Source organism: Shewanella bicestrii, from assembly GCF_002216875.1.
GTDB lineage: Bacteria > Pseudomonadota > Gammaproteobacteria > Enterobacterales > Shewanellaceae > Shewanella > Shewanella seohaensis.
In genome coordinates this window covers 2901455-2928049 of sequence record NZ_CP022358.1, presented here as the reverse complement: position 1 = coordinate 2928049, position 26595 = coordinate 2901455, and the positions used below count along the sequence as shown (strand labels likewise).

Sequence of the window (26595 nt, the reverse complement as noted above, 5' to 3'; positions counted from 1 at the left end):
TTGAGTCTGGTTCGTATCAATAATGGCTCGTTAGCCTATGGTTACACTCCGCTGCTGCAAAATGCCGATTTCACCATCGAGCGTGGCGAGCGAGTGTGTATTGTCGGCCGCAACGGCGCGGGCAAGTCGAGTCTATTGAAGATTTTATCCGGCGATGTGTTGCTCGATGAAGGGGAATTCAATATCGACAACAGCGTCACAGTCAGCCGTTTGCAGCAAGATCCGCCAAAGGCAGAGCAGGGCTCGGTCTATTCTTATATCGCTGCGGGCTTAAAGGAAGTCGGTGAAGCCTTAGAGCAGTACCATCAACTGTCCCACGATGTGGCCTTTGCCGAGCCTGAGCTGATGGAGCGTATGCTCAATCAAATGCAAAAGCTGCAAGAGACGTTAGATCATCACAACGGTTGGCAGCTTGACTCGCGCATCAAACAAAATTGTGAGTTGTTAGGCCTCGATCCCGATAAATCCTTAAGTGAATTATCCGGTGGTTGGCAGCGTAAAGTAGCACTTGCCCGCGCCCTTGTGAGTGAGCCGGATTTATTGCTGCTCGATGAACCTACTAACCACTTAGATATCGATACCATCGAATGGCTAGAAAAATTCCTTTTGGATTTCCAAGGCGCCATTGTGTTTATCAGCCACGACAGGGGCTTTATTGCACGCATGGCCACACGTATCGTTGATTTAGACCGTGGCGTAGTGACCTCATGGCCTGGCAATTATCAAGCATACCTTGATGGCAAGCAGGAATGGTTAAGGGTTGAAGCTGAGAAAAACGCCCTATTCGATAAGCGATTAGCCGAAGAAGAAGTCTGGATCCGCCAAGGCGTTAAGGCCCGTCGTACCCGTAACGAAGGCCGCGTGCGTGCATTGAAAGCACTGCGTCAAGAACGTAGCGAGCGCTTGAATCGTCAGGGCAATGCCAAGATGGCGGTGGCCGACACCGAGCGTTCGGGTAAGTTGGTCTTCGATGTGAAGGACTTAAACTACAATTTGCCCGATAAAAATCTGGTTAAAAACTTTAATACCACAGTACTTAGAGGGGATCGTATTGCGCTTATCGGCCCGAACGGCTGTGGTAAATCGACCCTTATTAAGCTGTTGATTGAGAAGTTACAACCTCAATCGGGTGAGGTGAAAGTCGGTACTAAGTTGGAGATTGCTTATTTCGACCAATACCGTGAGGCGCTGGATCCTGAGCAAACCGTTGAAGACAACGTGGGTGAGGGTAAAAAGACCATCACTATTAATGGTCAAGATCGCCATATCTTAAGTTATCTGCAGGATTTCCTGTTTTCACCGATGCGCGCCCGCACGCCGGTGAAGGCATTATCGGGCGGTGAGAAAAACCGATTACTGCTGGCTAAGTTACTTATTCGCCCTGCTAACCTGATTATCCTCGACGAACCGACAAACGATCTTGATATTGAGACCCTAGAATTGCTAGAGTCGCTGCTGACTGAATATCAAGGCACACTGTTACTTGTGAGCCATGATAGGGCCTTTATCGATAACACTGTCACCAGCAGCTGGTGGTATGCGGGTAATGGGCATTGGAGCGAGTATGTTGGTGGTTATCAAGACGCGATTGACCAAGGGGCAAAGTTTTATTCTGAGGAACCTAGTCAGCCAAACACGGTCGAAGCTCCTGCGACAGCAAAAACCTCTGAGGTGAAAGTGGCAGAGCCCGCCAAAGCCGCGAAAAAACTGTCCTATAAGTTACAGCGTGAATTAGAGGCCATGCCTGAGTTAATGGAGAAATTAGAGGCTGAAATCCTCGAATTGCAAACCACAGTGGCGCGCCCAGATTTTTATAGTCAGGCACAGGATAAAATCAATCCGATATTGAACCTGTTGGCAGATAAAGAAAAACAATTGGAAGTTTGCTTCGAGCGATGGGAAGAGCTTGAGTCACTGAAGTAAACCAATAATAAAAATGGGAATAGAATTAATGAAGTCAAAGTTGGATAAAGCCCTCTCCTTGGTTGCCTTAGGTGTCCTTGGTGTATTACACAGTGCCCATGCTGCACCCGTCTATGAAATTGTTAACCTTGATAATTATGATCTGCAAGGCACGCTCGAAGGCACTCGCAACGGTTATGCCTTAGGCGTGAATGCTAACGATGAGTTGGTCGGTATCGCCAAAGGTAAGAAAAAACTCAGCACTTCAGATGTGGAAGGCGGGGTTATTGACGTCGAAGATGGTATTGCCCCTGAGGAAACCATTACTTATTCGATTACGTCTGCCATTATTGCCAATAACTTTGCTTTTATCGCTGCACAAAATGGTGCCGCTGGTGCATGGTTACCGACCTTTGACAGTATCAATGGCACTACGCCACCGAGTGATACTTCGGTCGTTAACTCAGTCGATACCTTTTACTATGGCATCAACGATGCTGGCGTGAAAGTGGGCAGTATGACTGCACCTGAAAAGAAAACGGAAAATACCGCGACTACGGATGATACTGCGGATTACTGGTATTACCGTGATTATGAATATCGCGGAGTTGCCAAAGTAGGCGATAGCGAAATCCCATTGCCCCCTCCTTATACTCAATATGTTAAAGATGACAAAACCGTTGAGTTAGGCGGTTGGTCTGCGGCAACTGCGATCAACAATAACAATTTAGTTGTTGGTTATGTTAGTACTGATATCAGTAAATATGGTGGCGATCGCGTAGCTTACTGTTTAAGCACAGATAACACGTTACCGTTAGATGTATGTATTCAGCGCGAGCAATACCCTAATAGTCAAGGTACGCGCAATATTCAGTACCAAACCCGTGCCTATGTGTGGCAACTGGATAATGGCGTAGCAACTGGCACTGCTTTACCTTTAGGATTAACTCCAGCAAGTAATAATACCCTGACCTTTACGGCCCAAGCTTTGGGTGTAAATAATGAAGGGGTGGTCGCCGGACGCTCGCACGTGTACCGTAATGGTAATACCGATAGATTGCGCCAGGATGCAGCTTACTGGAGTAAAGATGCAGAGGGTAACTATCAATATCATTGGATCCCAATGGGCGAGTCCATTTCAAGCTCAATCGCCTATGATGTGAATGACAACGGTATTCTTGTTGGTAGCTATCGCAGTTATATCCAAGGTTATTTACGTGATAAGTTTTTCTACTTTGATACCAATACGCCTGAAGTTGGTTATGTCACGCCGAATGATTTTGCATCAACGACCACGGATCTTTCGAGCAAACCCAAAGATATCAATAATAAAGGCCAAGTTGTTGGTTATATTGAAACTACCTACGATAAGGAAAAACCACGTCCTAAGGCGGGCTTCCTCTACGAGAAATCTACTGGTGAGTTCAGTAACCTCAATAACTTGCTGACCTGCGAATCCAAAGGCTTTGAAAAAGGCTCTGATGGCAATTGGACTCGCCATCAGATCGAAGTGCAGGACGGTACTGGCAAGGTGCTAAGCTACAACAGCGATATTCTCGTTGTTGAAGCCGCAAGCATTAATGAAGATGGGACTATAGTAGGTACCGCCTTTATCCGTAAACCTTCTTACCAGTTTGACTCGGATGGCAATGTTATCGTAGGTGAGAATGGTCTTCCCCTGTTTGAACTTAGCGGTAACGGTGACCCTGTAACAGCCTATATTCCGCGTATGGTGGTGCTCAAGCCATCTACTAATGGTGAAGCTTGTACTGTGGATGAAAGCACTGACACGGGTAATTATGAACGTAAGGGCGCAGCATCTCTCGCTTGGTTACTTGCCTTACCTTTAGTCTGGTTACGTCGTCGAGTTCGCTAATTTTTCAGCTTGAATTCAGACTCAAAAAATCGAGGCAAATTGCCTCGATTTTTTTTAACCATGATCTCAATAGTTTAATAAATAGTCGATAAAATGGACGATTTTTTGATTGATCTCGGCGCTGAAAAGCACTATTTCTATGGATGAAGCTGTTGCTTCTATTTCACGTAGAACAGAGGACGCTTGCATGAAAAGACAAAAACGAGATCGTTTAGACAGAGCTTTTTCCAAAGGATTCCAAGCGGGTATTGGGGGTCGATCTAAAGAGCTTTGTCCTTATGCAAATCTTGATTCGCGATCACAGTGGTTAGGTGGTTGGCGTGAAGGTGTGGATGGCCGAGTTAATGGGCTATTTAATAAATAACGAGTGTTTCTCGTGGATTAAATAGCCCAGAACAGACAGAGTAATGCAGCATAATTGCCCTCAGATGAGGGCATTTTTGTATCGAGTCGCGTAGGGTACTGCAGCGATTAGAAGGTTGACGTATCGCTAAATACGCCAACTTTTAAATCAGTCGCACTATAAATTTGACGACCATCGACTTCAAGAATGGCATCGGCAATACCCATGACCAACTTACGATGAATGGTACGTTTGATGTTTAGTTTGTAAGTCACTTTTTTCGCGCCAGGTAACACTTGTCCGGTAAATTTCACTTCACCTACGCCCAGTGCGCGGCCTTTACCCTCGGCGCCTTCCCAACCAAGGTAAAAACCTACTAATTGCCACATAGCGTCTAAGCCTAAACAACCTGGCATTACTGGGTCGCTGATGAAGTGGCAGCCAAAGAACCAGAGATCTGGATTAATATCGAGTTCAGCAACAATTTCACCTTTGCCAAATTCACCGCCGTTATCGTTAATGGTAATGATCCGGTCGATCATCAGCATATTATCAACGGGTAAACGAGGCGAGTTTGGACCAAATAAATTCCCATGGCCACAGGCGATGAGTTCTTCTTTATTGAAACTGTTTGCTTTATTCATTGTTTTACTACTCCAGCAATAAGAGCCGCCAAGATTAGCGAACACGTGTAAGCTAAACAACTCCGATCAGCTAATTAATGGCGAAATAATCCCAGTTTTGCGAGTAATCTCGTCATTAAGCTAATCTCTTCTTCGCCGTTTCCCGCCAGCTTATCGAGCCGTTCTTGCACTAGGCCGTATAAGGAATCTGCCGGGAAGTCATTATCTTCATTGGCAACCCCAGCAGGCATCTGCATCAGTAGCTCCACCGCTTCGTCCATATGCTCAATTGCATAGATATGGAATTGGCCTTTGCCTACAGCTGTTATCACTTTAGGGGCGAGGTTAAGCTGAAGTACGTTCGACTTAGGCATAATCACGCCCTGTTCACCCGTGAGACCGCGTCGTTCACACAGATTGAAGAAGCCTTCAATCTTCTCATTAATACCGCCGATGGCTTGCACATTGCCGAATTGGTCTAAGGCACCGGTAATCGCGAGCGACTGGATAATCGGCTGCTCGGCAATGGCTGACATCAAACAACAATACTCGGCGAGCGAGGCACTATCACCATCGATCTCTTGATAGGACTGTTCGAATACGATGTTGGCATTAAGGTGTAGCGGGGCGTCACGACCAAAGATGCGATACAAACAGGCAGAAAGGATCATCATGCCCTTGGCGTGGATATTGCCACCCAGCTCGGACTTTCTTTCAATGTCTGCTACTTCGCCATCACCATAGTGCACGGTTGCGGTTATCCGTGCGGGTTCGCCGTAACTATGGTCAATCGCATCGATAACCGTCAGGCCATTAATCTGTCCTACCATAGCGCCTTCAGTTGGCAGATTTATGAAATTGTCATCAAAACTTTGCCCAGAAAACTCTTCAGAGCTGTTATGGCGATAGTTGGCTTGCTCGAGCGCGTGTTCAATACTGGCGGCATTGATAGTGGCTTTGCCGCGATAGACCTTAGCCTGAGCCATTAATTGGGCAAAATCGAGCATCGACAGGCTTAAACGGCGTTGATGTTCTGTCAACCTAGCACTGTGTCTAAACAGTGGCGCAAGGCTTGATTGCTCTAAACCAACCTCAACACTCTGAGCCACGGCTTGTAACCAACTGGCATATTGCACTTCTTTAAAGCGAGTCAGATCGAGTTCACTCGCTAGCTCTGCCAGCAAACTAAAGTGGCGCTGAAATTGCCAGTCCTCTGAGCGGACTTGGCTGTAGATTAAGCCTGCGCCAATCAGAATGATTTTACAATTTAGCGGAATAGGGCTCAGGTGGCTGCTTATCTGATAGGTTTTTTGCGTCAGAATTTGCATCACCAGATCCCATAGGCTTTCGCGTTTCCACAGTGATTCGGCGCAGATAAACACATAGTGGCACTGGGCGAATGCACCGGGTTGATATTTGCTGCCATTTACTGATTGCACCATACGGCCGAGAAGATCGGCACGGCGGATATTGCCACTCAGGTAACGGTAACTGACATTTTTCTCGGCAATTGCGCCTTGGTTGTCGAGCGGCGCTTCATACTGCCATTGGAATTGAATCGCTTTTTCTACGGGACGAGCCGCCACTAAATATGCGCTGGATAACGGCTCGATGGTTTCCATGAGGGCTTGCATGATTAATTGTCGGTCGATGCCGGGGAAATCGGCGAGGTACAGCTGTTGATCGGCAATGGCGTTATGTAACTTAAAGGCATCCAATACACGTTCTTGCCCTAAAAGCAGGGCTTTTAACCCTGTGGCCGATTGCGGCAGGGTAGGAAGGTTAAATTCAGGCGCGAGTGAGGATGATGGTATCAAGAGTGAATTCATATAAGCATTTACCATGAAAAGTTACCGCGATTTTACCATACCAAGACGGCAAGTCTCTTACTGTATAGGTGTTTTTGCGTTGGTTTACTCAGATATTGCTGAAAATTTGTTGGCTATTTGCCTGAAAAAACATCTTGGTGAACATAAGATGAGCATTTGACACAATATTGAAAGATTGCTGTTTACAAGCACCGATGATGCTTATATTATTTGCGCCATTCGGAGGGGTGGCAGAGTGGTTTAATGCACCGGTCTTGAAAACCGGCGTGGGTTTATAGCCCACCCAGGGTTCAAATCCCTGCTCCTCCGCCATATTTTACGGAAAAGCCATCAGCAATGATGGCTTTTTTGTTTCTGCAATTTAGGAAGTTGAACCCTAGGGTTCCTCATTCTAAGCGCCGCTCCTCGGCCATATTTCACGAAATGCCATCGGCGATGATGGTTTTTTTGTTTCTGTAATTTAGGAAGTTGAACCCTTGGGTTCCTCATTCTTAGCGCAGCTCCTCCACCATCTTCCACTTAATGCCATCAGCGGTGATGGTGTTTTTGTTTATAGAATTCGAACCTAGGTTCTGCATACGAAGCTTGTCAGCTTCTTTTACTGCATTTGAGAGTCATTTGAGCAGCGCCAGCCCTACCAACTCAGTGTTGTTTGGCAGATGGGAGCACATGGAGTCGCTTGGGCTATACGAATACCTATTTGCTAAGGTTAACGCCCATTTACTTAAGCAAACTCGTATTTACCTTGAGGGTTTCTTCCCACCTTCTTAACTACTTATAAGTGCATGCATCCACATCGCAATTTGCCTTCACACGCCTTTAGTGCGTTTTGATTCGTGCGACTTTTTATTAAATGCCTATTTCGGCTATATAAAGTGCTACTTTAATGGGGGGCGAGTTAAAGGGGCGTGTGTATTGAACGCAGCGTGTTTGCGCCTAAGTGGCCATAAGTGCCACCTTAAGTGTGAATGCAGGGACTTTTGGGTGAAGATTAGACGTTATTCGATGATTTTATCGATGACTGCATATCAAATCGCCAATCAATTCAATTAATAATAAATTTAGGTTTACAACCTGAGGGGAGATAGCTATTATCTCGCTCGTTCGGAGGGGTGGCAGAGTGGTTTAATGCACCGGTCTTGAAAACCGGCGTGGGTTTATAGCCCACCCAGGGTTCAAATCCCTGCTCCTCCGCCATATTCTACGGAAAAGCCATCAGCAATGATGGCTTTTTTGTTTTTGCAATTTGGTAAGTTGAACCCTAGGGTTCCTCATACTAAGTGCTGCTTCTCCGCCAGATTAAGTCTAAAGATCGTTAAGCAATTTGCGTTCTTTTGGATTCTCAGGCTTCTATTCTATGGTGTTTAAAACTTGCGGCATTGAGCACACTCTTGGTTATTTGCCGTGAATGCCGAAACCAGCAGCGCCCTAAGCGCAGAATTTAAACTGGGTTAATGAGTCCGTTGTTCCTTTAAATATCATCTAGTTAACAATATTCATTTTATGCTTTGCGAAATGTCATTGTTGGGCTAAATTACCCTGATAACCTATATTCCGGTTGCGGTATTCTGATTTGACTACACTGTGTTAGTCGACATTGGTTAAAGGTGGATAAAAGTTGATATCGATATATTTAGTTGACGACCATGAGCTTGTAAGAACTGGGATCCGCCGCATCTTAGAAGATGAGCGTGGGATCAAAGTCGTGGGAGAAGCGCCAGATGGCGAAACCGCGGTACAGTGGGCGAGACAAAATGAAGCCGATGTCATCTTAATGGACATGAATATGCCTGGTATGGGCGGGCTCGAAGCCACTCGTAAGATTTTACGTTATCAGCCCCATGCCAAGATTATTGTATTAACTGTGCACACTGAAGATCCTTTCCCCAGTAAAGTGATGCAGGCGGGCGCGTCTGGTTATTTAACCAAAGGGGCAACGCCACCGGAGGTATTGCAAGCGATACGTCAGGTTTCCCGTGGGCAGCGCTATCTATCCCCAGAAATTGCCCAACAAATGGCATTGAGCCAATTCAACCCTGCCGATGAGAATCCGTTTAAAGCCTTGTCCGAGCGCGAGCTGCAAATTATGTTGATGATCACCAATGGTGAAAAGGTCAATGATATTTCGGAGCAGCTCAACTTAAGCCCAAAAACCGTTAACAGTTACCGTTATCGCTTGTTTGCCAAGCTTGGGATCAGTGGCGATGTGGAGCTGACCCGTTTAGCGATCCGCTATAAAATGTTAGATGCTGGCCATTTCTAATGGCCGTTTGTGTTAATGGTTCTAGCATTAATTAAGTGTTAGCTGTGAGTGTGAAGACGATTTATCAAATTGTGTTGAAGACGGTGAGTAAAAGAGTGGGTGTATAACGATGTCGACAGGTTTTAACGCCCAGAGTTTTTTACGCACGGTTTCATCCTCTGCTGGGGTTTATCGCATGTATGACGTCAAAGGTGACGTCATCTATGTGGGTAAAGCCAAAGATCTCAAGAAGCGCTTATCTTCCTATTTCCGTAAAAACCTTGGGAATGTGAAAACCCAGGCGCTGGTGTCCCATATCCATCATATCGATGTGACGCTGACCCACAGCGAGACCGATGCACTGCTGCTTGAGAATGACTATATCAAGCAGTACATGCCCAAATACAATGTGTTACTGCGGGACGATAAGTCATACCCCTATATTTTCTTGAGCCAACACGAACATCCACGCCTTGCATACCATCGCGGGCCGCAGCGGGAGAAGGGCTATTACTTTGGGCCTTATCCGAATGGCGGCGCGGTGCGCGAAAGTTTGCACTTGATGCAAAAGCTGTTTCCTATCCGCCAGTGTGATGATCTCTATTATAAATCCCGCACTCGTCCCTGCCTGCAGTACCAGTTATCCCGTTGCAGCGCGCCTTGCGTCGGTAAGGTCAGTAATGCGGAGTATGATGAGCAGGTTAAACTCGCCAGTTTGTTCCTTAAGGGAAAAGATAAGCAAGTTATCAGTGAGCTCGTGGCTAAGATGGAAGAAGCCGCCGAGCAGCAAGCCTATGAGCAAGCCGCGCGCTTTCGCGATCAAATTATGGCGCTGCGCCGCGTGGCCGAGCAGCAAGAAGTCTCGGGCAATACCGGGGATATGGATGTTATCGGCGTACACTACGCTTCGGGTATCGCCTGTTTTCACTTGCTATTTATCCGCGAAGGTAAAATTTTTGGTAGCCGCAGCTATTATCCAACGGTGCCTGCGCAAACGGATATCGAAGAGGTCTTACGTTCCTTCCTGCTACAGTTTTATTTAAATGCCGATATTCAACGTACCATTCCTAAGGAAGTGGTGATAAGTCATCACTTTGAAGAACTGCATGAGCTAGAGTCGGCCGTCTCTGAGGCGTTAAACAAAAAGTTCAGCATCAAAACCAATGTGCGCGCCGACAGGGCAAATTTTTTGCGCCTCGCGCTGACTAATGCCACTAATGCGGTGATGACGCGTCTGTCCCATAAAAATACCGTTGAACAGCGTTTTGTCTTGTTGGAAGAAATTCTCGAACTCAATGCGCCAATCCAGCGGATGGAGTGTTTCGATATCAGCCATACCATGGGGGAGAGCACGGTAGCCTCCTGCGTGGTGTTTAACCGCGAGGGGCCACATAAGGCCGAATACCGCCGTTACAATATCGAAGGCATTACGCCCGGCGATGATTATGCCGCGATGAAACAAGCCATTAGTCGTCGATTTGATAAAATCGATGCCAGCGGCAAAATTCCTGATATCCTATTTATCGACGGTGGTTTGGGTCAGCTGCGTATCGCGCAGCAAATAGTGGATGAGAAATTCGTTAATTTAGATAAAGCGCCGCAACTGATTGGGGTGGCAAAGGGAGAGAGCCGTAAACCTGGGCTTGAAACCTTAATCTTTGGCGACACTGAAACGAGCTTTTCACTTGAAGATGACTCGCCCGCATTGCACCTTATTCAACATATTCGCGATGAGTCTCACCGCTTTGCGATTACAGGCCATCGCAATCGTCGCCAGAAAACCCGTAATACCTCGACGCTCGAATCCATTCCGGGCATTGGTCCTAAGCGGCGTAAGGCGTTATTGCAACATCTTGGTGGTTTACAGGAAGTGAAGGGCGCGAGTGTGGCCGAGTTAGCGAAAGTGCCTGGTATTAGCATAGAAATGGCACAAACCATTCATGATGCATTGCGAGGGTGATAAATTTAAGGCAAGATTGGCGCTGCTTTTGACTAACTGGTTCGATCATGCCGTTTAACTTACCTATAGCATTAACCCTTTTTAGGCTTTTTTTACTGCCCATCTTTGTGGTGCTCTTTTATCTGCCTTACAGTTGGACTCCCTTCGTTGCTGCTTTTGTGTTTTGGCTTGCCGCCATTACCGATGCCTTGGATGGCTATGCCGCCCGTAAACTCAAGCAACTCACGCGTTTTGGGGCTTTTCTCGATCCCGTTGCCGATAAACTGATGGTGATCACCGCGCTGGTGTTACTGGTGGAGCAATATGCCGATATTTGGTTAACGCTGCCGGCACTGTTTATGATTGGTCGCGAAATTGTGATTTCTGCTCTGCGTGAATGGATGGCTGAATTAGGTAAGCGCGGGACGGTTGCGGTTTCTTGGATCGGCAAATATAAAACGGCGGCGCAGATGGTGGCGATTATTGGCCTGATCTGGCAATACAACCCATTAATGATCACCGCGGCATTTGTGCTGCTATATATCGCTGCCGTGTTAACCTTCTGGTCAATGATGAGCTACATTTTAGCCGCCTGGAAAGATTTAACAGCCGAATAGCGCAATAAAAGATCAAAGAGATTATTTAGTGTGCAAGCAGTAAGTTATCGATAAAACAGCGGTTGACACTGCATGGTAAATAGGTAGAATGCCTCCCCGTAGACGAGAGACGAAGTGAAAACAAAATCTTAACTCTACATGATGCGACATTAGCTCAGTTGGTAGAGCGATACCTTGCCAAGGTATAGGTCATCGGTTCGAACCCGATATGTCGCTCCAATCTAAAAGGATTGGAAAGATGGCGCGATGGCAGAATGGCTATGCTGCGGATTGCAAATCCGTCGATCTCGGTTCGACTCCGGGTCGCGCCTCCATAATTAAGATATTAATGACACGATTCCCGTTGTTAATATTAAGAGTTTGCCCGAGTGGTGGAATCGGTAGACACAAGGGATTTAAAATCCCTCGCTGGTAACAGCGTGCCAGTTCAAGTCTGGCCTCGGGTACCATTATTGTAATGGTGACAGCTCAAAGCGAGCTGAAGCGGTAAACTTCGTTATCTATAAATTGAAATATAAGTAGAAGAGCGAAGCAAAGAGTTAACAATATCAATAGCAGTGCTTGCGATATTCAGAGTTTGCCCGAGTGGTGGAATCGGTAGACACAAGGGATTTAAAATCCCTCGCTGGTAACAGCGTGCCAGTTCAAGTCTGGCCTCGGGTACCATTATTCTTAGTGATGTCTCGTCCTAAGATAGGTTGACAGTTTTTAGGCCAGCTCCAGTAGCTGGTCTTTTCTATTGTGCACCTGATTAGGGGAGTCCATATTCAAACTCAGATGCGGTCTCATATTGTTGTATATTGCTATCGATTCTCTAACAAGTATCTTCAGCTCCGCAAATGTCCTACATCGGTGCAGTAAAAACTCCTGCTTCAGTATGCCATTTACTCTTTCTGCTAATGCATTTTGGTAGCAATCATAACCATCCGTCATTGACGGCTGGATTTGGCTCGCCTGAAGCGCATTCTGATAAACGGCTGAGCAGTACTGTAAGCCTCTGTCTGAGTGATGCACCGCGTTGCCGATATAGCGCTTATCTTTGATGGCCATTTTTAACGCTTTCACCACACTCTCGGCTTTCATGTCTTTACTCACGTGATGACCGACTATTTTACGAGAACTGGCATCGGTGATCAGTGACAGGTAGTGCACACCTTGGTCTGACTCAAGATAGGTGATATCGCTGACCAGTACATGCCCTGCATCGTGCAGTCCCTCCTCTTTCAGCAGATTAGGATGCTTCTTCATCCAGTGTTTGCTGAACGTGGTTTTTGTGTAGCTTTTCTTCGGTTTAACCAGTAAACCTTCACTTCTCAAATAGGTAAAGAACCCATCTCGCCCGAGTTTAATATCGTGCTCAACCAGCTTGGATTTTATCAACGTGTAGAGCTTACGGGCCCCTAACCTTGGCATATATTTACGCCAGTACTGGACCCAGTCTTTGATAACCGATAGCTCAGCTCTACGACTTTCCATTCGAGCAACTGCCTGATAAATACCTTGCCTCGACATACCCGCAGCACGACATGCGGCAGCGAGGTTTATTTCTCCGTTGCCTTTTGCTTGCCAGACGTACCGGATAAGTACTTTTTTCTGAGGCCTGCTCCATATTCATTGTCCATGATATCAACCATGCCATTGAGGATTTGGTTACGCAGTTTCTCTTCTGCTAACTCACGTTCAAGGCGCTTGATCGTTTCGGCAGGTGTTTCTTTTGACTTAGTCATAAGGGGATGCTGAAAAGGTTTCGACCAATCAAGTCTACCATGTTTTCTAAGCCAGACGAGTACCGTTGAACGGCCTTGAATACCAAAATGGGCTTGGGCTTGTTTGTACGTCATTTCGCCTTTTTCAACACGCTCTACAACGCCTAATTTAAAGGCTAAGGTGTAATCTCGTTGTGTGCGCTTACGGCTTGAGTTAATTAATGTTGTCATAAAGAAATCCTCTTTATGTCAACGTATTTCAGGACGGGACATGAATAGTAAATAAGCCTCGACATTAGTCGGGGCTTTATTGCATCTACGGCTCTGATTTTTGGATTTGGTTTAAAGGGCCGTTTCTATCTTCTTCTCTTGAGGCACAGTTTCGCGCTTGCCACTTTTGTTACAGGTATTAGTCCTGCCTTATAACCTACTTATTTCTCCACTTTATTTCTCCACATTGAGCTTGATAGTATCAAACTGAGCTCGTGTAGGCTGCGTTTGAGCGCTAAGGCTTATTGCCAAAGTGATGTCGTTACCTTGCCCCATAAAAAAGCCCCGTGGTTTTCACGAGGCAATTTTACACATCCGCAATACTACTCATTTATCGCTTGTTTTAGCGCTGTCGCCGCCTTAAAGCTTGGCTGGTTAAAGCCTGCAATCTCAATCGTCTCGCCAGTTTGCGGGTTTCGACCCGATTTAGGTAAATGATAACGTAATTCGAAGGTGCTAAATTGTGGCAGGAAGACTTTCTCACCTTCGCTTAAGGCGATATGGATCTGTTGTAGGATCTGTTCGACAACAGGTTTAGTGCTGGCCTGGGACTGTTCAAGCGAAGTGGCGATACGTTGGATAAGTTGTGCTTTGTTCATTGAAACCTCTGAATTCAGCGAAAGAGCAGGAAAGGGGAGTTATAACAAGCTCGGGATCAGATTGAAAGCCTCGGTTTACCAAAGCGGCTTAACTGCTGCTTTATTGGTTAGCGGTGGCAACTCACCTTTTATTTTGAAACGTAAATACGCCTCAGATAAGCAGCGTTAGGGGCTAAGTTGGTCTGTAGCGTTTAGAACTAAAGTGGACTTTAAAGGATAAAGCCTTTTAACTCTGATATTTACGGTTGTTCGATGTTTGACATGATGGCATTGCTTTCGCATTTATAAACAACACATTAGCCATTAAGCGCCCTTGCGGGCGCTGTCAGAGTTGGGGTTAAACGTAGGAATAATAAGGGACTTATCGCGGAGTTAAGAAAATAACGTTTCTTCCAATGTGCGTCCTTTCAGCAGCATCTTATATTGCCAATGCTGTTGCTTAAACAGGGCGAGTAGGGCAGTTTCAAACTCATAATGGCGATTTGCTGTGTCATCCAATTGGATCACAAATACATGAGTTTGTTTTGAGGTGATATTCAATACACCGGCTATTTGACCGACGGCTTGGATGAGCGCTTCACTGTCGCAGCTTTCCATAGTGAGGGTGAGATAATCACTGCCGCTATTGGATGAGCGCATCGAAATCGATTGGCCCAGCTCACCTTTATCTAGATACAGCACTTGGTCACAGAGCTTCTCGAGCTCGTCTAAGTTGTGTGAGCTGATCACAAAGGTGGTTGTGGGCGAGAGCGTTCTGACGAGTTCACGGATTTTCTTCGCATTGGCAGGATCGAGTCCTGCGGTTGGCTCATCGAGTAATACCAGTTTAGGCGAGCCGATTAAGGCTTGGGCAATCGCCACACGTTTACTCATTCCATGGCTCAGGCTCGGTGGCTTTTGCTGCGCCACCTCGGCTAAGTCCACTAAATTCAGCACTCGCAGGGCTTCTTGATTTGCCTGCTTGCTATCCATCCCTTGAAGACGCGCAAAGAAGCTTAACTGGCTGATAATGGTCAAATTAGGATCGAGCGTCGCATCCTGTGGCAGGGCGGCAATTTGCCCTAATAATGCTGGACTATTTGGTGCTTCTCCCAGAATACGCACAGTACCCGCGCTTGGGGTGAGGTAACCACAAAGTAGGCTAAATAGCGTGGTCTTTCCTGCACCGTTAGGGCCAACCAAGGCGATGGGCGCTCCCGATTCGAGGGTTAAGTTAACGTTATTGAGCGCTTTTTTACTGCCATAGTGTTTGGACAGTCCTTGGCATTGAATGAGGATCATAGTTGACTCCTTTGGATATAAACGCGGCCAAGGAATAGGGCGAATGCGGTTTGTAATAGGGGGATCGGTGCGTAGGCAAAACTCTGGAGTCCATTGGTGTTGACCATGTTCGACAGTTGAGCGCCCGGCAATATCCATTGTAAGCCTTCAAATAAGCTGGATTGATTACCCAAAATCAACAGTGCAATCGAGACGACAGTCCACAAGATGGTGGCGAGCACCATAGCCTGTCTTGCCGTGTTGGCATAGAGGGACAATAGGGTCATGACCGCGGTAAAGGGTAAAATTACGATAACCAAGTTGACGCCGACCAAGGCACCCGACGTTAATGCGGGTAATAACAAGCCGATGTCGCGAGTGAGTGCCAGTGCTATGGTGGCGAGGATGGTCAATAAGATCAGTAGACCTTGGATCAAGATTTGCCCCAAAAAGCGGCCGAAGAGTAGGCTGTCTTTGCTGGTTCTTAGGGTATAAAAGCGCAATGTGCCGCGGGATTTGTCTGAGGAGAACTGATCGGCGGCAATCAAAATACTGAACATGGGAAACAGATACAGCGCAAAGCACCAGAAGATAGCCATTTCCGCCACGGGCCAGTCAAACAGCACATTGAGTGCTTGGCTGCCTAAGAGACCGTCGATCAGATCTTTGATATTGGGCTGCATTAATAGGGTCGAAGCGCCTTGGATGGGGTAGAGCAACAGCATGCCCCACACTAATGCAAAGGCGATCAGGGCGATAATCCCGCGAAGGTTAAATAGAAATTTGCGACATTCAAAGCCAGCGATCAAAAGCATGTTGTTGAATGTACTGGGAGCGTTTGGTGTCATTCGCTGTCTCGTCAGTGAGTGGGCGGACAAACTTTCACGTTAGTCATCATTAAGAGCGACCATGCGCGAAAGTCGTCCGCAGTGCGGTTAGGATAAAGAAGCGATAAGCGAGTCTAACTTATCTTTAAGTTCAGCTACTTGCTCTTCAAGCTGCGTAACTCTCGCTTCCAGTTGTTGTCTATCCTGCTCATTTAGCGGCTGGGCATCTGCATTTGTGGCACTGGTGAATGACGCGGCGCTGACCTGCTCAGCACCTTGGGAGAATAACTCAGTGTAACGGCATTCACGCTTACCTGGTTCCCGTGGCAGTTGGGCTAGCACGGGTTTATCTCGCTCCATCAATTGCTTAATGCAGGCTTCCACTTCGAGCACATCTTTAAAGTCATGCAGCCTGTTGCTGCGGGTTCGCAACTCGCCCGGCGTTTGTGGGCCGCGAAGCAGCAGCAAGCACACAATAGCTAGCGCCGCGCTGGAAAGTTGTAACTCGCTAAATTCGGTGTTGCAGAATCTGTGCTTGTATTTGACGACTCGGCTACCAAAGCCGGATTGCTCGCTGATAAGTCGCTTTTTATTCAATGAATCGAGGGCGTCTTGAACCTGCGCTTCGCTTAAGTCCAATACGGGATCGCGGCTGGTTTTTTGATTACAGGCGAGGGTCAGGGCATTGAGCGAAAGAGGGTATTGCTCTGGGGTGGTGACTTCTTTTTCAAGTAGACAACCGATAACTCTGGCTTCGTGTAACGTGAGTTCCATATAAGCTCCAAAGAAAAAAGCATGGCTTTGTTATAACAGAGCCATGCTTAATATCCTAGCGCTTGTCGGTAAACTGAGGTTTAAGGCAAACTATTTGTACAAATAAAGCACGAACATGGGGGCAAGAGAGTGCTAAGTCCCGTATTCGGTTGACTATTCTGCCCAATCAGTCTGCTTCAGTCAGACGTAAGCCATCATCATCGATGCTTAACTTGCCCGCTTTAAACAGGCCGCCGATGCTCTTCTTGAAGGCTTTTTTGCTCATGCCGAGTTGCTCGTAAATCACTTCGGCATCGGTTTTATCGGTCAGCGGTAAGAATCCACCCGCTTGCTTAAGTTTCACTAAGATAATGTGTGCGTGCTTATCGAGCTCTTGCTTACTGCCTTGCTGCAAGACCAAATCGATTTTGCCATCGCGGCGCACTTGTTTGATAAAACCTTTCACTCTTTGGCCAAAACGCAGCTTTTGGAACACTTCATTTTGGTAAATCACGCCCCAGTGGGCATGGTTAATAATGGCTTTGTAGCCTAAATCTGTAGTGCCACCGATATATAAGTCAACCTGTTGACCCACTTCGTACTGAGCTGGAGTTTTATCGAGGAACTTATCAATTTTTGATGAGGCGACAATACGTTCATCCGCGCGGTTAACATGCACGTAAACGAGGTAAGAGCGACCCTCTTCGATGGGTTTATGCTGCTCACCAAAGGGCAGTAGCAGATCTTTATCTAATCCCCAGTCTAAAAATGCCCCGTAAGGACCCGTTGCCACGGCTTTTAGATAGGCAAACTCACCGACTTGCGCAAGTGGTCTGCGCGTAGTGGCAATGACGATATCTTCAGAGTCCAGATATAAAAAGACCTCTAGCCAGTCACCGACTTGGCAATCTTTTGGGGTGGCTTTGTTGGGCAGTAACACTTGGCCAAATTCGTGGGCATTTAAATACACACCGAAGCTGACTTGTTTTACCACCTCAAGTTTGCAGGTTTTTCCTATCTGTACCATGTAGCTCTCTATCTATAGATGTCATTCGGCGGTGATTATAACCGCTTTATCCGTAAACGGCAGCTTCCAGTTCGGCTTTTAGGTTCGCACTTTAGGATTAATGGCTTAGTGAGCGTTAAAAATCATGCCGACGCTGCGATTGTTAGCCATTTATTCTGCAAGGCTATTAAAAAATATTGAACGTATTAAAAGTAGGATTATTCACTAAGTTATTAATTTATCGAAATTAACCCTGCATGGGGATGCCATCCCTGTTAATGGGGTGTTTGTTATATTTTAATGAAAAATATTAAATGAGATTCTTGCTTGCATTCTGTGACATTGCGCGGTTTAATTGCGCCGTTTAACGACTTCGCTCGTTACAGACATGACAAATATTACGTGAGTTGTAATGGTTTTATGGTTCACAGGTCATTAACCGTGTAACGTACAATTTATAATGGTTACATGGGGTTAAGAGGAATTGTTTAGCTAATGCACAAGCATCCATTTTTTGCTCTTTGCCTAAAAGCATCACAATGTCAGCGCTCAATCGTTGTGCCCTATGACGATACCAGCCTTAAACATCTCACGTTAATCCGTATCAATTCTGGCCGCGAAGAAGCCAACAGTCCCCTGTTACAATAATCTTGCCTGTTATTAGGTGCGCTCGGTCTTGCCTGGCCGCTTAATATGTAATGTTGTTCCTTTAGTGTTACCTGTTGTTGTAGACATGCTTGGCCCTCTTTTTAATGAATTTGGGGTCTTCGGCTGTGATGCAACGCCTAACGTTAGGGTTTTGGGTGTTTTTTAACCTCAAAGCGCGCTAAGGTTAATACCATTGGTGAGAAACCTTGGCGATAAAAGGTGAAATGAACGCAATCTCCTACCATCGCCAGTGTAATAAGAATATGGGGTTTACCCCGGCTGCGTTAAGGAAAAACGCATCAATGTCACCTCTGCTGGGTTGATTTTGCTGCATTAAACAGGGTGAATTCATCCTAATTGTATGTCAGGTAAACATATGTTTTACCTGGGTTTGTCGAACGGGCGGTCGCGCAAGAATGCCGTGGCCGTTTAACCCATTTTTTTATAGACGGGCTAAATAAAAATGAATGATTGGTCTATTGATGCTGCTCGTGCTGGGTACAACGTTACCCACTGGAGCCAAGGGTTTTATGGGATCAGCGACCAAGGTGAGGTGACTGTGTCGCCGGATCCTAAGAATCCTGATCACAAGATTGGCTTAAATGAGCTAGCAAAAGACATGGTTAAAGCAGGGGTCGCTTTACCTGTATTAGTTCGTTTCCCGCAAATTCTGCACCACAGAGTGAACAGTTTGTGCCAAGCATTCGACCAAGCGATACAAAAATATGAGTATCAGGCGGACTATTTGCTGGTTTACCCCATTAAAGTAAACCAACAAAAAACTGTGGTAGAAGAGATCCTTGCGAGCCAAGCATCAAAAGAAGTTCCACAATTAGGCCTAGAAGCCGGCAGTAAGCCAGAATTAATGGCTGTATTAGCCATGGCGCAAAAAGCCAGTTCAGTGATCGTGTGTAACGGTTACAAAGATAACGAATACATTCGTTTAGCCTTAATTGGTGAAAAGTTAGGCCATAAGGTCTACATCGTTTTAGAAAAACTGTCTGAGCTGAAGATGGTGTTGGCCGAGTCTAAGCGTTTAGGGGTAAAACCTCGCTTAGGTCTACGTGCGCGCCTGGCATTCCAAGGTAAAGGCAAGTGGCAAGCCAGCGGTGGCGAAAAGTCTAAGTTCGGTTTATCTGCGGCGCAGATTTTAACTGTGGTAGATCAGTTAAAAGAAAACGACATGTTGGATTCGCTGCAGTTATTGCATTTCCACTTAGGTTCGCAAATCGCCAACATCCGCGATATTCGTCAAGGTGTGAGCGAAGCGGCGCGTTTCTACTGTGAATTACGTGAGTTAGGCGCCAGCATTAACTGCTTCGACGTTGGCGGTGGTTTAGCGGTGGATTACGACGGCACTCGTAGCCAAAGTAACAACTCAATGAACTATGGCTTAAGCGAATACGCGAACAACATCGTGAACGTGCTTACCGATATCTGTAATGAATACGAGCAACCTATGCCACGTATTATTTCAGAATCTGGCCGTCACTTAACGGCGCACCATGCCGTGTTGATCACCGATGTTATTGGTACTGAAGCCTATCAGGTAGAAGAAATCCAGCCGCCAGCGGAAGAGTCGCCACAGCTGCTGCACAACATGTGGCAATCTTGGACCGAGATCAGCGGCCGCGCTGATCAACGTGCACTGATTGAGATTTATCACGATAGCCAAAGTGACCTGCAAGAAGCGCAATCGCTATTTGCTTTAGGTCAATTAAGCTTGGCGGAACGTGCGTGGGCTGAGCAGGCGAACCTGCGTGTATGTCACGAAGTTCAAGGTTTGTTAAGCACTAAAAACCGTTACCACAGACCGATTATCGATGAGTTAAACGAAAAGTTAGCCGATAAGTTCTTCGTTAACTTCTCTTTATTCCAATCGTTACCGGATGCTTGGGGTATCGATCAGGTGTTCCCTGTGCTGCCACTGTCTGGTTTAGACAAAGCGCCAGAGCGCCGCGCAGTGATGCTGGACATCACCTGTGACTCTGACGGTATTGTTGACCAATACGTAGATGGCCAAGGAATTGAAACCACGCTGCCCGTTCCGGCTTGGAGCGCTGAAAGCCCTTATCTGATGGGCTTCTTTATGGTTGGTGCCTATCAAGAGATTTTAGGTGATATGCACAACCTGTTTGGTGATACCAACTCTGCGGTGGTGAGCATCGAAGAGAACGGTATGACCAACATTGAGTCGGTCCTTGCCGGTGATACAGTTGCTGACGTACTGCGCTATGTTAACTTAGATGCCGTTGACTTTATGCGTACTTACGAAGAGTTAGTGAATCAGCACATTGCTGAAGAAGAACGCGCCCAGATTTTAGAAGAACTGCAAGTGGGCCTAAAAGGTTACACTTATTTAGAAGATTTTTCTTAATATTGAGTGTGTTAAAAAAGTCAGCCTAGGGACACTTAGGCTGACTTTTGTTTTTTATAGCCGGTTGCTTTTTTGCTAGTGGATTGCAAGGCTGTCACCTTGTAAAAGCAAGCTCGGTGGTTTTATTGCGGCGTTAGTCGTGTAAAAATAGCCGCGCGAAATTGATGGGTTACCAGTCTTAACATGCGTGCGTTCACTTAAGTCAGCGTTGCCAGCGAACCATTAATGACTGATATACCAATAGATGCCCACACACAGGGATAAGATGAGGCGAACGGTTTGATGTTTTTTGAAGGCGCGGAAAAAAAGCTTGAGATCAGACTCACTCCCAAGTTGGCGTCATTACGCCAACGAGAGTATGGCTTTTGGTCAACCTTAGTGGCCTGCGCCAATGCGGAAATCCTGTCCACAATCAGTAATCATGCCTGCGATGCCTATCTGCTGAGTGAATCCAGTCTGTTCGTTTGGGATGATAAGATTCTGCTGCTCACCTGTGGTAATAGCACCCTAGTGGATGCCGCCTGCCATTTTATCAACGCCGTAGGCGTGGAGCACATCGCCGCGCTCTGTTATCAGCGCAAGAATGAATACCAAGCTCAGCTACAAAGCACGAGCTTTGCGGACGATATTGCTAAGTTGCGGACTTTGATCCCCGGCAAAGCCTTTCGAGTGGGTCATTTAGACTCACATCATCACTATCTGTTTTGTAGTGACAATCAGTTTTGTACTGGCGATCTGTTTTGTACAGACAGCCAAGTTATGCCCTCAACCGAGACTTGCCTTGAACTGATGATGTACCACATCCGTGGCGAGCTTGCCGATTATCTCAAGCTGCCAACACAAACTGAGCAGGGGATTTATCAACGGCTTGAATTTCAGCAACTCTTTCCCGATTTTCAGTTTGATATGCATTGTTTTCAGCCTGCTGGTTTTTCGTTGAATGCGATACGCGGGACTGACTATGTTACCTTGCATATCACCCCATCTATGGGGCAAGGGGAACATTCCTATGTGAGCTTCGAGACTAATCTCGATTTAGCGACTTACCCCCATCCCGTTGTGGCGCGATTAGTTAATGGATTCTCCCCAACGAGTTGGGACTTGATTGGTTTTGATCAGCACATTCTTACCGAAGGATTCCCCGCTCATCTGTGTCTAGGCCAAGCCATGGTCACCACAGCATCAGGGGGGGAGATAACTTTTAGTCATTATCAACAACTCGAAACCCAAGTATTACAGCCCGAGTTTATGTAGTGGCAAACACTGGTGAGCTCGCCATTGCTGCTTGAGTCCATTTCAGTACTATCTTGTACCATGCTTAAGCGCTGGATAATCAATAAAAAGCTAAGGTTAACGGTCTTGGCTTTTTTATTGACGGCTTAATAACAGAGCAGCGAATTGCGAGTAAGGCATGGTAAACTTGCATTATCAGCGGATTGCACCGATGGCAATCATTGTGCGCTTGTAAAAGGAAAACCTATGACAGATCTCAGTGATATTCGCCGCGAATACACCAAAGGCGGTCTAAGACGCGCCGATTTACCCCAAAATCCCATGCAGCTATTCGAGTTATGGATGACGCAAGCTCGCGATGCCGAGCTGAGCGATCCCACGGCGATGTGTGTTGCCACCGTCGATGAGCATGGTCAGCCCTATCAGCGAATTGTGCTATTAAAGCGCTTCGATGACTCGGGATTTGTGTTCTTCACTAACCTAGGTAGCCGAAAAGCGCAGCAGATCGCAGCCAATAACAAGGTGAGTCTGCATTTTCCCTGGCATCCGATTGAACGCCAAGTATCGATTCTTGGTGAGGCGCAGCCACTCTCTACCGCCGAAGTGCTGAAATACTTTATGACCCGTCCTAAGGATAGCCAGATTGCGGCTTGGGTGTCACAGCAGTCGAGCAAACTGAGCGCGCGACAAGTGCTCGAAGGTAAGTTCTTTGAAATGAAAGCCAAATTTGCCAAGGGTGATGTGCCCTTACCGAGTTTTTGGGGCGGCTACTTAGTCAAACCCTCGAGCATCGAGTTTTGGCAGGGCGGTGAGCACAGGCTGCACGATCGTTTTCTCTACACTCGCCAAGCGGATGAATGGGTCATTGACCGTTTAGCACCTTAATGGTCTTTAGGAGCGTAAGCGTGGGACAGTATAAGATTTGGGTCGATGCCGATGCCTGCCCAAACCCGATTAAAGAGATTTTATTTCGCGCGGCTGAGCGAAAGTCGCTGCCGCTAGTGCTGGTGGCGAACCAAATGCTGCGGGTGCCACCATCGCCTTATATCAGCCAAGTGCGTGTCGGCTCAGGTTTTGATGTGGCAGATCAATACATTGTCGACCATGTTGAGGCTACGCATTTAGTGATCACCGCCGATATCCCGTTGGCGGCGCAAGTGATTGAAAAGGGCGCGCTGGCGCTTAATCCCCGCGGCGAACTCTACACTACGGACAATATTCGCCAAAAACTGACGATGCGCGATTTTATGGAAGACTTACGTTCATCGGGCGTGCATACCGGTGGCCCTGATGCCTTATCGGCGGCGGATAAACAGGCTTTTGCTAATAGTTTAGATAAGTGGCTGGTGCGAGTTTAACGATAGTTAACTAGTCGCTAAACAAGAAAAAGAGTATCTTTAGCGAGACTTAGGTGATCTTTATCACAGATTTTCTAAGGATACGGCGGGGACTTCTGTGTCACAGGGGGACCGCCTTGCCTTAACTCTCACTGATTGAGGATGGATACGATGAAAAAATGGATAGGAATTGCAGCATTATCGACGCTGGTTAGTTTTAGCTGTGCGGCCCAGTGGCAAGTAATGGAGCAGGACTCTCGAGTCAGCTTCGTGTCGGTAAAAAAGGGTGATATCGCTGAGGTTCATCACTTTAAGCAACTCAATGGTGTCCTTAAGGATAATGGTCAATTTGAATTAACCATTCCCCTGATGAGTGTGGCGACCGGTATCGATGTGCGCGATGAGCGTATGCAAAACCTGTTGTTTGAAGTGTCCTTGTATCCCGAGTTGAAGTTAAGCTCGCAGGTGGATACCAAGATGTTGAAAGATCTAGCCGTTGGTGAGACTAAAGTTGCCGACATCGATGGGAAAATTTCCCTCCATGGAAAGCAACAAACGAAAACTTTTTCGGTAATTTTAACCAAAGTATCTGATAATAAACTGATGGTTAGCAGTTTTCAGCCGATAATAGTCAATGCTAACGAGTTCGATTTGGTCTCGGGTGTGGATAAATTGCGTGATATTGCAGGTTTATCTAGTATTAGCCAAGCCGTTCCTGTGTCGTTTGTACTAACCTTAACAAAGTAACAGCGATAAGATTGGTTTAGATCAATACGTCAGCTCTCCTGTTCGCGATATGGTTAGCGAGTGGCTGACGTGTAAATCTTTATATCGACCACTTTAGATGTGGGTTTTGTTTTTTCAGTGTCGCCTTTGGCGATAGATTTTGGTGTGTGAAGGGTAAAAAATGGTCACAGATAAAGACGGTTACATGCATTTGATCCAGTATTTGACTGAGCATCTTGGCTTGTTCGAAACGCCCGATACCCAAAATGTGTCCGACGATACTGTGATGGAGTTGTTCGAAGAGCAATTATCCGCACAGATTATTATGGTCTGCGGCCAAAATCCTTCCCTCTCTTTTGCCGAACGAAACACTATTATCCGTGAGGTCGATGCGATTGTGTACGATCTTGAGGAAATCTTAGCCTCAGTGGCGAATCATAGAGCCACGCCAGAGCAAACGCTGTTTATCACCGAGTTTTCTGGCCTTATTAAGAATTTATTCGATCAAGAAATCTCGAAAATCCAAGTTCATGTGTAATACCTTCGCTTAAGCTTAACCTTAGGATTAACCTCATCTCTTGGGTTAGTCCTATCCGTTAGTTTGTTAGCTAGTTACTACTTTGTTCGTTATCCCTCATCATTACTTCACTTTTAATGTGTAACTCCAGCCCTGTGGGTTGTTTGGGCACCAGTCGATGCTTTTCGTGTAGGTTTTGAAGGTGTGAAGTAAATGGGGCTTGTCTTATCGCGCAATGCTTACGCAAGTCTTGCGAACCTTACAATCTCATCTCGTCATCACCCGCCATCGCATCAGTTTCCCGCAAGTTTGAGTAAAATAATTCCCACTTTTCAAGCATCTTCATTTACAGGGTATATCTTTACTCTATAGCCGTATTTTCTCGTGCGATATCAAGGGAGATGCATAATGCTAACCATACGTCCAAGCTATGCCGAAGATATGCTGACCATTGTGGTGTCGGGTCAAGTCACCCATGGGGATATCGAAGCCTTACTGCTTCCCGCGATTGAGGCCAAGTTGCAGGATCATGCGAGTCTTCGCTTGTGGTACGAGTTCAGCCCCGACTTTATTGGCATTACCGTGGGCGCACTCTGGGATGATGCTTTACTCAGTGTGTTTCATTTTAGTGATTTCTCGCGGGTGGTGATGATTGCGGACATGCAAAGCCTAGGGGCTATGGTCAATACACTGGCTTTTATGTTGCCCTGCCCGGTGAAGGTTTTTAGTGAACATGAGCGCGCGCTGGCGAAAGCTTGGTTGGACGAAGCGAAAGTGGCAGAGGTGTAACGGCTGTAACCATTGTGTGTTAACTTGTGACTATTCCTTATTTTTTCATTGGCTTAATTGCTGTATTTGACCTCTGCTTAGTGTTTTTCGGCTCTTTTCCTTCGCTTTTGTGCTATCACTAGCCCCTACATCGACCTAGGTGATGGGTCAAAGTGGCTTGTCCGTCATCGTTCAGATAAGGAGTGAGGATGTTACAACATCAGAGTGTCGGTCGCTGCACCACATTATTGCTAGGCGCCATTATCGCAAGTTTGAGCCTTGCAGGTTGCGGTAAAGTCAGTGAAGAGGTGCAAACGCCTGCGCAGAGCGCTGTATCTACTGACACTAAGGCGATTATTGGTCAATCAGAGAAGATGCGCCTATTGGCCGCACAACTGGATTTTCAGGCAAGAATTGATACGGGCGCGGCGAACACCTCATTACATGCCATCGATCTGCAAGTTGAAGGCGGTGCGTCCGACAAGATGCAGGATAACATTGGTAAGACATTGCATTTTACCACCGAAAACGAGGCGGGCGAGCAGCGGCGCTTAGCGGCGAAAATCCTAAAGACCACCACAGTGAATAACGCTCAAGGCAGTGAAGTCCGCTATTTGGTCGAGTTAGACATTGGTTTTGAGGGGCAACACCGTCTGGTTGCCGTTAACCTACGTGACCGAAGCCATATGGATTACAAGTTACTGATCGGCCGTAATTGGTTAGCGGGCCGTTATGTTGTTGATGTGGCCGAGAAACGTCTGATTGGTCCGACAGCGTTAATCAAAGTGAAAGAAGCCGAGTTGACCTTTAAAACGCGCATCGATACGGGGGCGGTTGAAAATTCCCTGCATGCGGTTGATCTCAAGATTGACGATGAAGATCCTACCAATATGGATAACAACATCGGCAAGTGGCTTAATTTCACTACCGAAAATGAGCGTGGTGAGGAAAAGCGGTTAAGGGCACGGATTGTCGATACTTCGCTTATCCGTAACGCGCAGGGGAGTGAAGTGCGTTATATGGTCGAATTGACCTTAGGTGAACCGGTACATGAGTATCCGGTCAAAGTGAATCTTAAGGATCGTAGTCAAATGTCCAATAAACTCTTAATTGGCCGTAACTGGCTACAGGGCCATTATCTGGTGGATGTGACACTTGATAAGTCGAGCGACTAGTTTGTCCCAATGGGCTTGACTT

The 26595-nt window shown here is 46.6% G+C and carries 23 protein-coding genes and 6 tRNA genes; 21 read left to right on the top strand and 8 right to left on the bottom strand.

What is annotated here, in order from left to right; all coding sequences use genetic code 11:
* The 3 genes from CF168_RS12710 (at nt 1) to rmf (ending at nt 4142) form a co-directional block, all read left to right on the top strand.
* Nucleotides 1–1923 carry an ABC transporter ATP-binding protein gene (locus CF168_RS12710; RefSeq protein WP_089068039.1) on the top strand — a complete coding sequence of 641 codons (1923 nt, stop codon included), beginning with the start codon at nt 1–3 and terminating at the stop codon, nt 1921–1923.
* A gap of 28 nt (nt 1924–1951) precedes the next feature.
* Nucleotides 1952–3778 (top strand): DUF3466 family protein, encoded by a 1827-nt coding sequence (locus tag CF168_RS12705; RefSeq protein ID WP_089068038.1) that lies wholly within the window; start codon nt 1952–1954, stop codon nt 3776–3778.
* A 187-nt stretch (nt 3779–3965) separates the two neighbouring features.
* Nucleotides 3966–4142 carry a ribosome modulation factor gene (gene rmf / locus CF168_RS12700; RefSeq protein ID WP_011071969.1) on the top strand — a complete coding sequence of 59 codons (177 nt, stop codon included), beginning with the start codon at nt 3966–3968 and terminating at the stop codon, nt 4140–4142.
* Between the two features lie 107 nt (nt 4143–4249).
* On the opposite strand, the gene fabA is transcribed toward rmf, so the two are convergent.
* Both fabA and CF168_RS12690 read right to left on the bottom strand, forming a co-directional pair.
* On the bottom strand, nt 4250–4765 hold the full coding sequence (gene fabA, locus CF168_RS12695; RefSeq protein ID WP_011625892.1) for a bifunctional 3-hydroxydecanoyl-ACP dehydratase/trans-2-decenoyl-ACP isomerase: 516 nt from the start codon (nt 4763–4765) through the stop codon (nt 4250–4252).
* 74 nt (nt 4766–4839) lie between these two features.
* On the bottom strand, nt 4840–6573 hold the full coding sequence (locus CF168_RS12690; RefSeq protein WP_089068037.1) for an AAA family ATPase: 1734 nt from the start codon (nt 6571–6573) through the stop codon (nt 4840–4842).
* A 221-nt stretch (nt 6574–6794) separates the two neighbouring features.
* On the opposite strand from CF168_RS12690, the gene CF168_RS12685 reads away from it, so the two are divergent.
* The 9 genes from CF168_RS12685 to CF168_RS12645 all read left to right on the top strand — a co-directional run bounded on the left by CF168_RS12685 (nt 6795) and on the right by CF168_RS12645 (nt 12037).
* A tRNA-Ser gene (locus CF168_RS12685) sits at nt 6795–6885 on the top strand.
* 794 nt (nt 6886–7679) lie between these two features.
* Nucleotides 7680–7770 (top strand) — tRNA-Ser (locus CF168_RS12680).
* 421 nt (nt 7771–8191) lie between these two features.
* Nucleotides 8192–8836, top strand: a complete 645-nt coding sequence (gene uvrY / locus CF168_RS12675; RefSeq protein WP_011622328.1) for a UvrY/SirA/GacA family response regulator transcription factor — start codon at nt 8192–8194, stop codon at nt 8834–8836.
* Nucleotides 8837–8945: 109 nt separating this feature from the next.
* Nucleotides 8946–10775 carry an excinuclease ABC subunit UvrC gene (gene uvrC, locus CF168_RS12670; protein ID WP_089068036.1) on the top strand — a complete coding sequence of 610 codons (1830 nt, stop codon included), beginning with the start codon at nt 8946–8948 and terminating at the stop codon, nt 10773–10775.
* A gap of 47 nt (nt 10776–10822) precedes the next feature.
* Nucleotides 10823–11371 carry a CDP-diacylglycerol--glycerol-3-phosphate 3-phosphatidyltransferase gene (pgsA, locus tag CF168_RS12665; protein ID WP_011625896.1) on the top strand — a complete coding sequence of 183 codons (549 nt, stop codon included), beginning with the start codon at nt 10823–10825 and terminating at the stop codon, nt 11369–11371.
* Between the two features lie 143 nt (nt 11372–11514).
* Nucleotides 11515–11590, top strand: a tRNA-Gly gene (locus tag CF168_RS12660).
* Nucleotides 11591–11611: 21 nt separating this feature from the next.
* Nucleotides 11612–11685: transfer RNA gene (locus CF168_RS12655), tRNA-Cys, on the top strand.
* Between the two features lie 48 nt (nt 11686–11733).
* A tRNA-Leu gene (locus CF168_RS12650) sits at nt 11734–11820 on the top strand.
* Between the two features lie 130 nt (nt 11821–11950).
* Nucleotides 11951–12037 (top strand) — tRNA-Leu (locus CF168_RS12645).
* Nucleotides 12038–12079: 42 nt separating this feature from the next.
* Here the strand turns inward: CF168_RS12645 and CF168_RS12640 are convergent.
* The 6 genes from CF168_RS12640 to CF168_RS12615 all read right to left on the bottom strand — a co-directional run bounded on the left by CF168_RS12640 (nt 12080) and on the right by CF168_RS12615 (nt 17813).
* Nucleotides 12080–13308 (bottom strand): IS3 family transposase gene (locus CF168_RS12640; protein WP_089067141.1). Its coding sequence is split into 2 segments (ribosomal slippage): nt 12080–12957 and nt 12957–13308, totalling 1230 coding nucleotides; the frame shifts between segments, so codons are not numbered across the junction.
* Between the two features lie 362 nt (nt 13309–13670).
* Nucleotides 13671–13946: an HU family DNA-binding protein gene (locus CF168_RS12635; protein WP_089068035.1), complete on the bottom strand. Its 276-nt coding sequence runs from the start codon at nt 13944–13946 to the stop codon at nt 13671–13673.
* A 372-nt stretch (nt 13947–14318) separates the two neighbouring features.
* Nucleotides 14319–15227: an ABC transporter ATP-binding protein gene (locus CF168_RS12630; RefSeq protein ID WP_089068034.1), complete on the bottom strand. Its 909-nt coding sequence runs from the start codon at nt 15225–15227 to the stop codon at nt 14319–14321.
* The gene (locus tag CF168_RS12625; protein ID WP_089068033.1) at nt 15224–16054 is read right to left on the bottom strand and encodes an ABC transporter permease subunit; all 831 of its coding nucleotides are present in this window, start codon (nt 16052–16054) and stop codon (nt 15224–15226) included. The genes CF168_RS12630 and CF168_RS12625 overlap by 4 nt, the downstream gene beginning before the upstream one ends.
* An 87-nt stretch (nt 16055–16141) precedes the next feature.
* Entirely contained in the window at nt 16142–16807 is a 666-nt protein-coding gene (locus CF168_RS12620; protein ID WP_086904873.1) for a YceH family protein, read from the bottom strand.
* A gap of 166 nt (nt 16808–16973) precedes the next feature.
* Entirely contained in the window at nt 16974–17813 is an 840-nt protein-coding gene (locus CF168_RS12615) for a CvfB family protein (RefSeq protein WP_086904872.1), read from the bottom strand.
* A gap of 474 nt (nt 17814–18287) precedes the next feature.
* Here CF168_RS12615 and CF168_RS12610 point away from each other — a divergent pair, with 474 nt between their 5' ends.
* From CF168_RS12610 to CF168_RS12570, 9 genes are all read left to right on the top strand, one after another.
* Nucleotides 18288–18440 carry a hypothetical protein gene (locus CF168_RS12610; protein ID WP_011071981.1) on the top strand — a complete coding sequence of 51 codons (153 nt, stop codon included), beginning with the start codon at nt 18288–18290 and terminating at the stop codon, nt 18438–18440.
* A 463-nt stretch (nt 18441–18903) separates the two neighbouring features.
* Nucleotides 18904–20817, top strand: coding sequence for a biosynthetic arginine decarboxylase (speA, locus tag CF168_RS12605; RefSeq protein WP_086904683.1), 1914 nt, complete (start codon nt 18904–18906; stop codon nt 20815–20817).
* A 282-nt stretch (nt 20818–21099) separates the two neighbouring features.
* Nucleotides 21100–22071: an adenosylmethionine decarboxylase gene (locus CF168_RS12600; protein WP_086904684.1), complete on the top strand. Its 972-nt coding sequence runs from the start codon at nt 21100–21102 to the stop codon at nt 22069–22071.
* A 225-nt stretch (nt 22072–22296) separates the two neighbouring features.
* The gene (gene pdxH, locus CF168_RS12595; protein ID WP_011622340.1) at nt 22297–22935 is read left to right on the top strand and encodes a pyridoxamine 5'-phosphate oxidase; all 639 of its coding nucleotides are present in this window, start codon (nt 22297–22299) and stop codon (nt 22933–22935) included.
* A gap of 20 nt (nt 22936–22955) precedes the next feature.
* Entirely contained in the window at nt 22956–23408 is a 453-nt protein-coding gene (locus CF168_RS12590; RefSeq protein WP_011622341.1) for a YaiI/YqxD family protein, read from the top strand.
* A gap of 150 nt (nt 23409–23558) precedes the next feature.
* Entirely contained in the window at nt 23559–24134 is a 576-nt protein-coding gene (locus tag CF168_RS12585; protein ID WP_086904685.1) for a YceI family protein, read from the top strand.
* Nucleotides 24135–24294: 160 nt separating this feature from the next.
* Nucleotides 24295–24651, top strand: coding sequence for a DUF3802 family protein (locus CF168_RS12580; protein ID WP_086904686.1), 357 nt, complete (start codon nt 24295–24297; stop codon nt 24649–24651).
* 387 nt (nt 24652–25038) lie between these two features.
* Entirely contained in the window at nt 25039–25419 is a 381-nt protein-coding gene (locus CF168_RS12575) for an STAS/SEC14 domain-containing protein (RefSeq protein WP_086904687.1), read from the top strand.
* A 188-nt stretch (nt 25420–25607) separates the two neighbouring features.
* Entirely contained in the window at nt 25608–26573 is a 966-nt protein-coding gene (locus tag CF168_RS12570) for a RimK/LysX family protein (RefSeq protein WP_086904688.1), read from the top strand.
* The last annotated feature ends 22 nt before the right edge of the window (nt 26574–26595 follow it).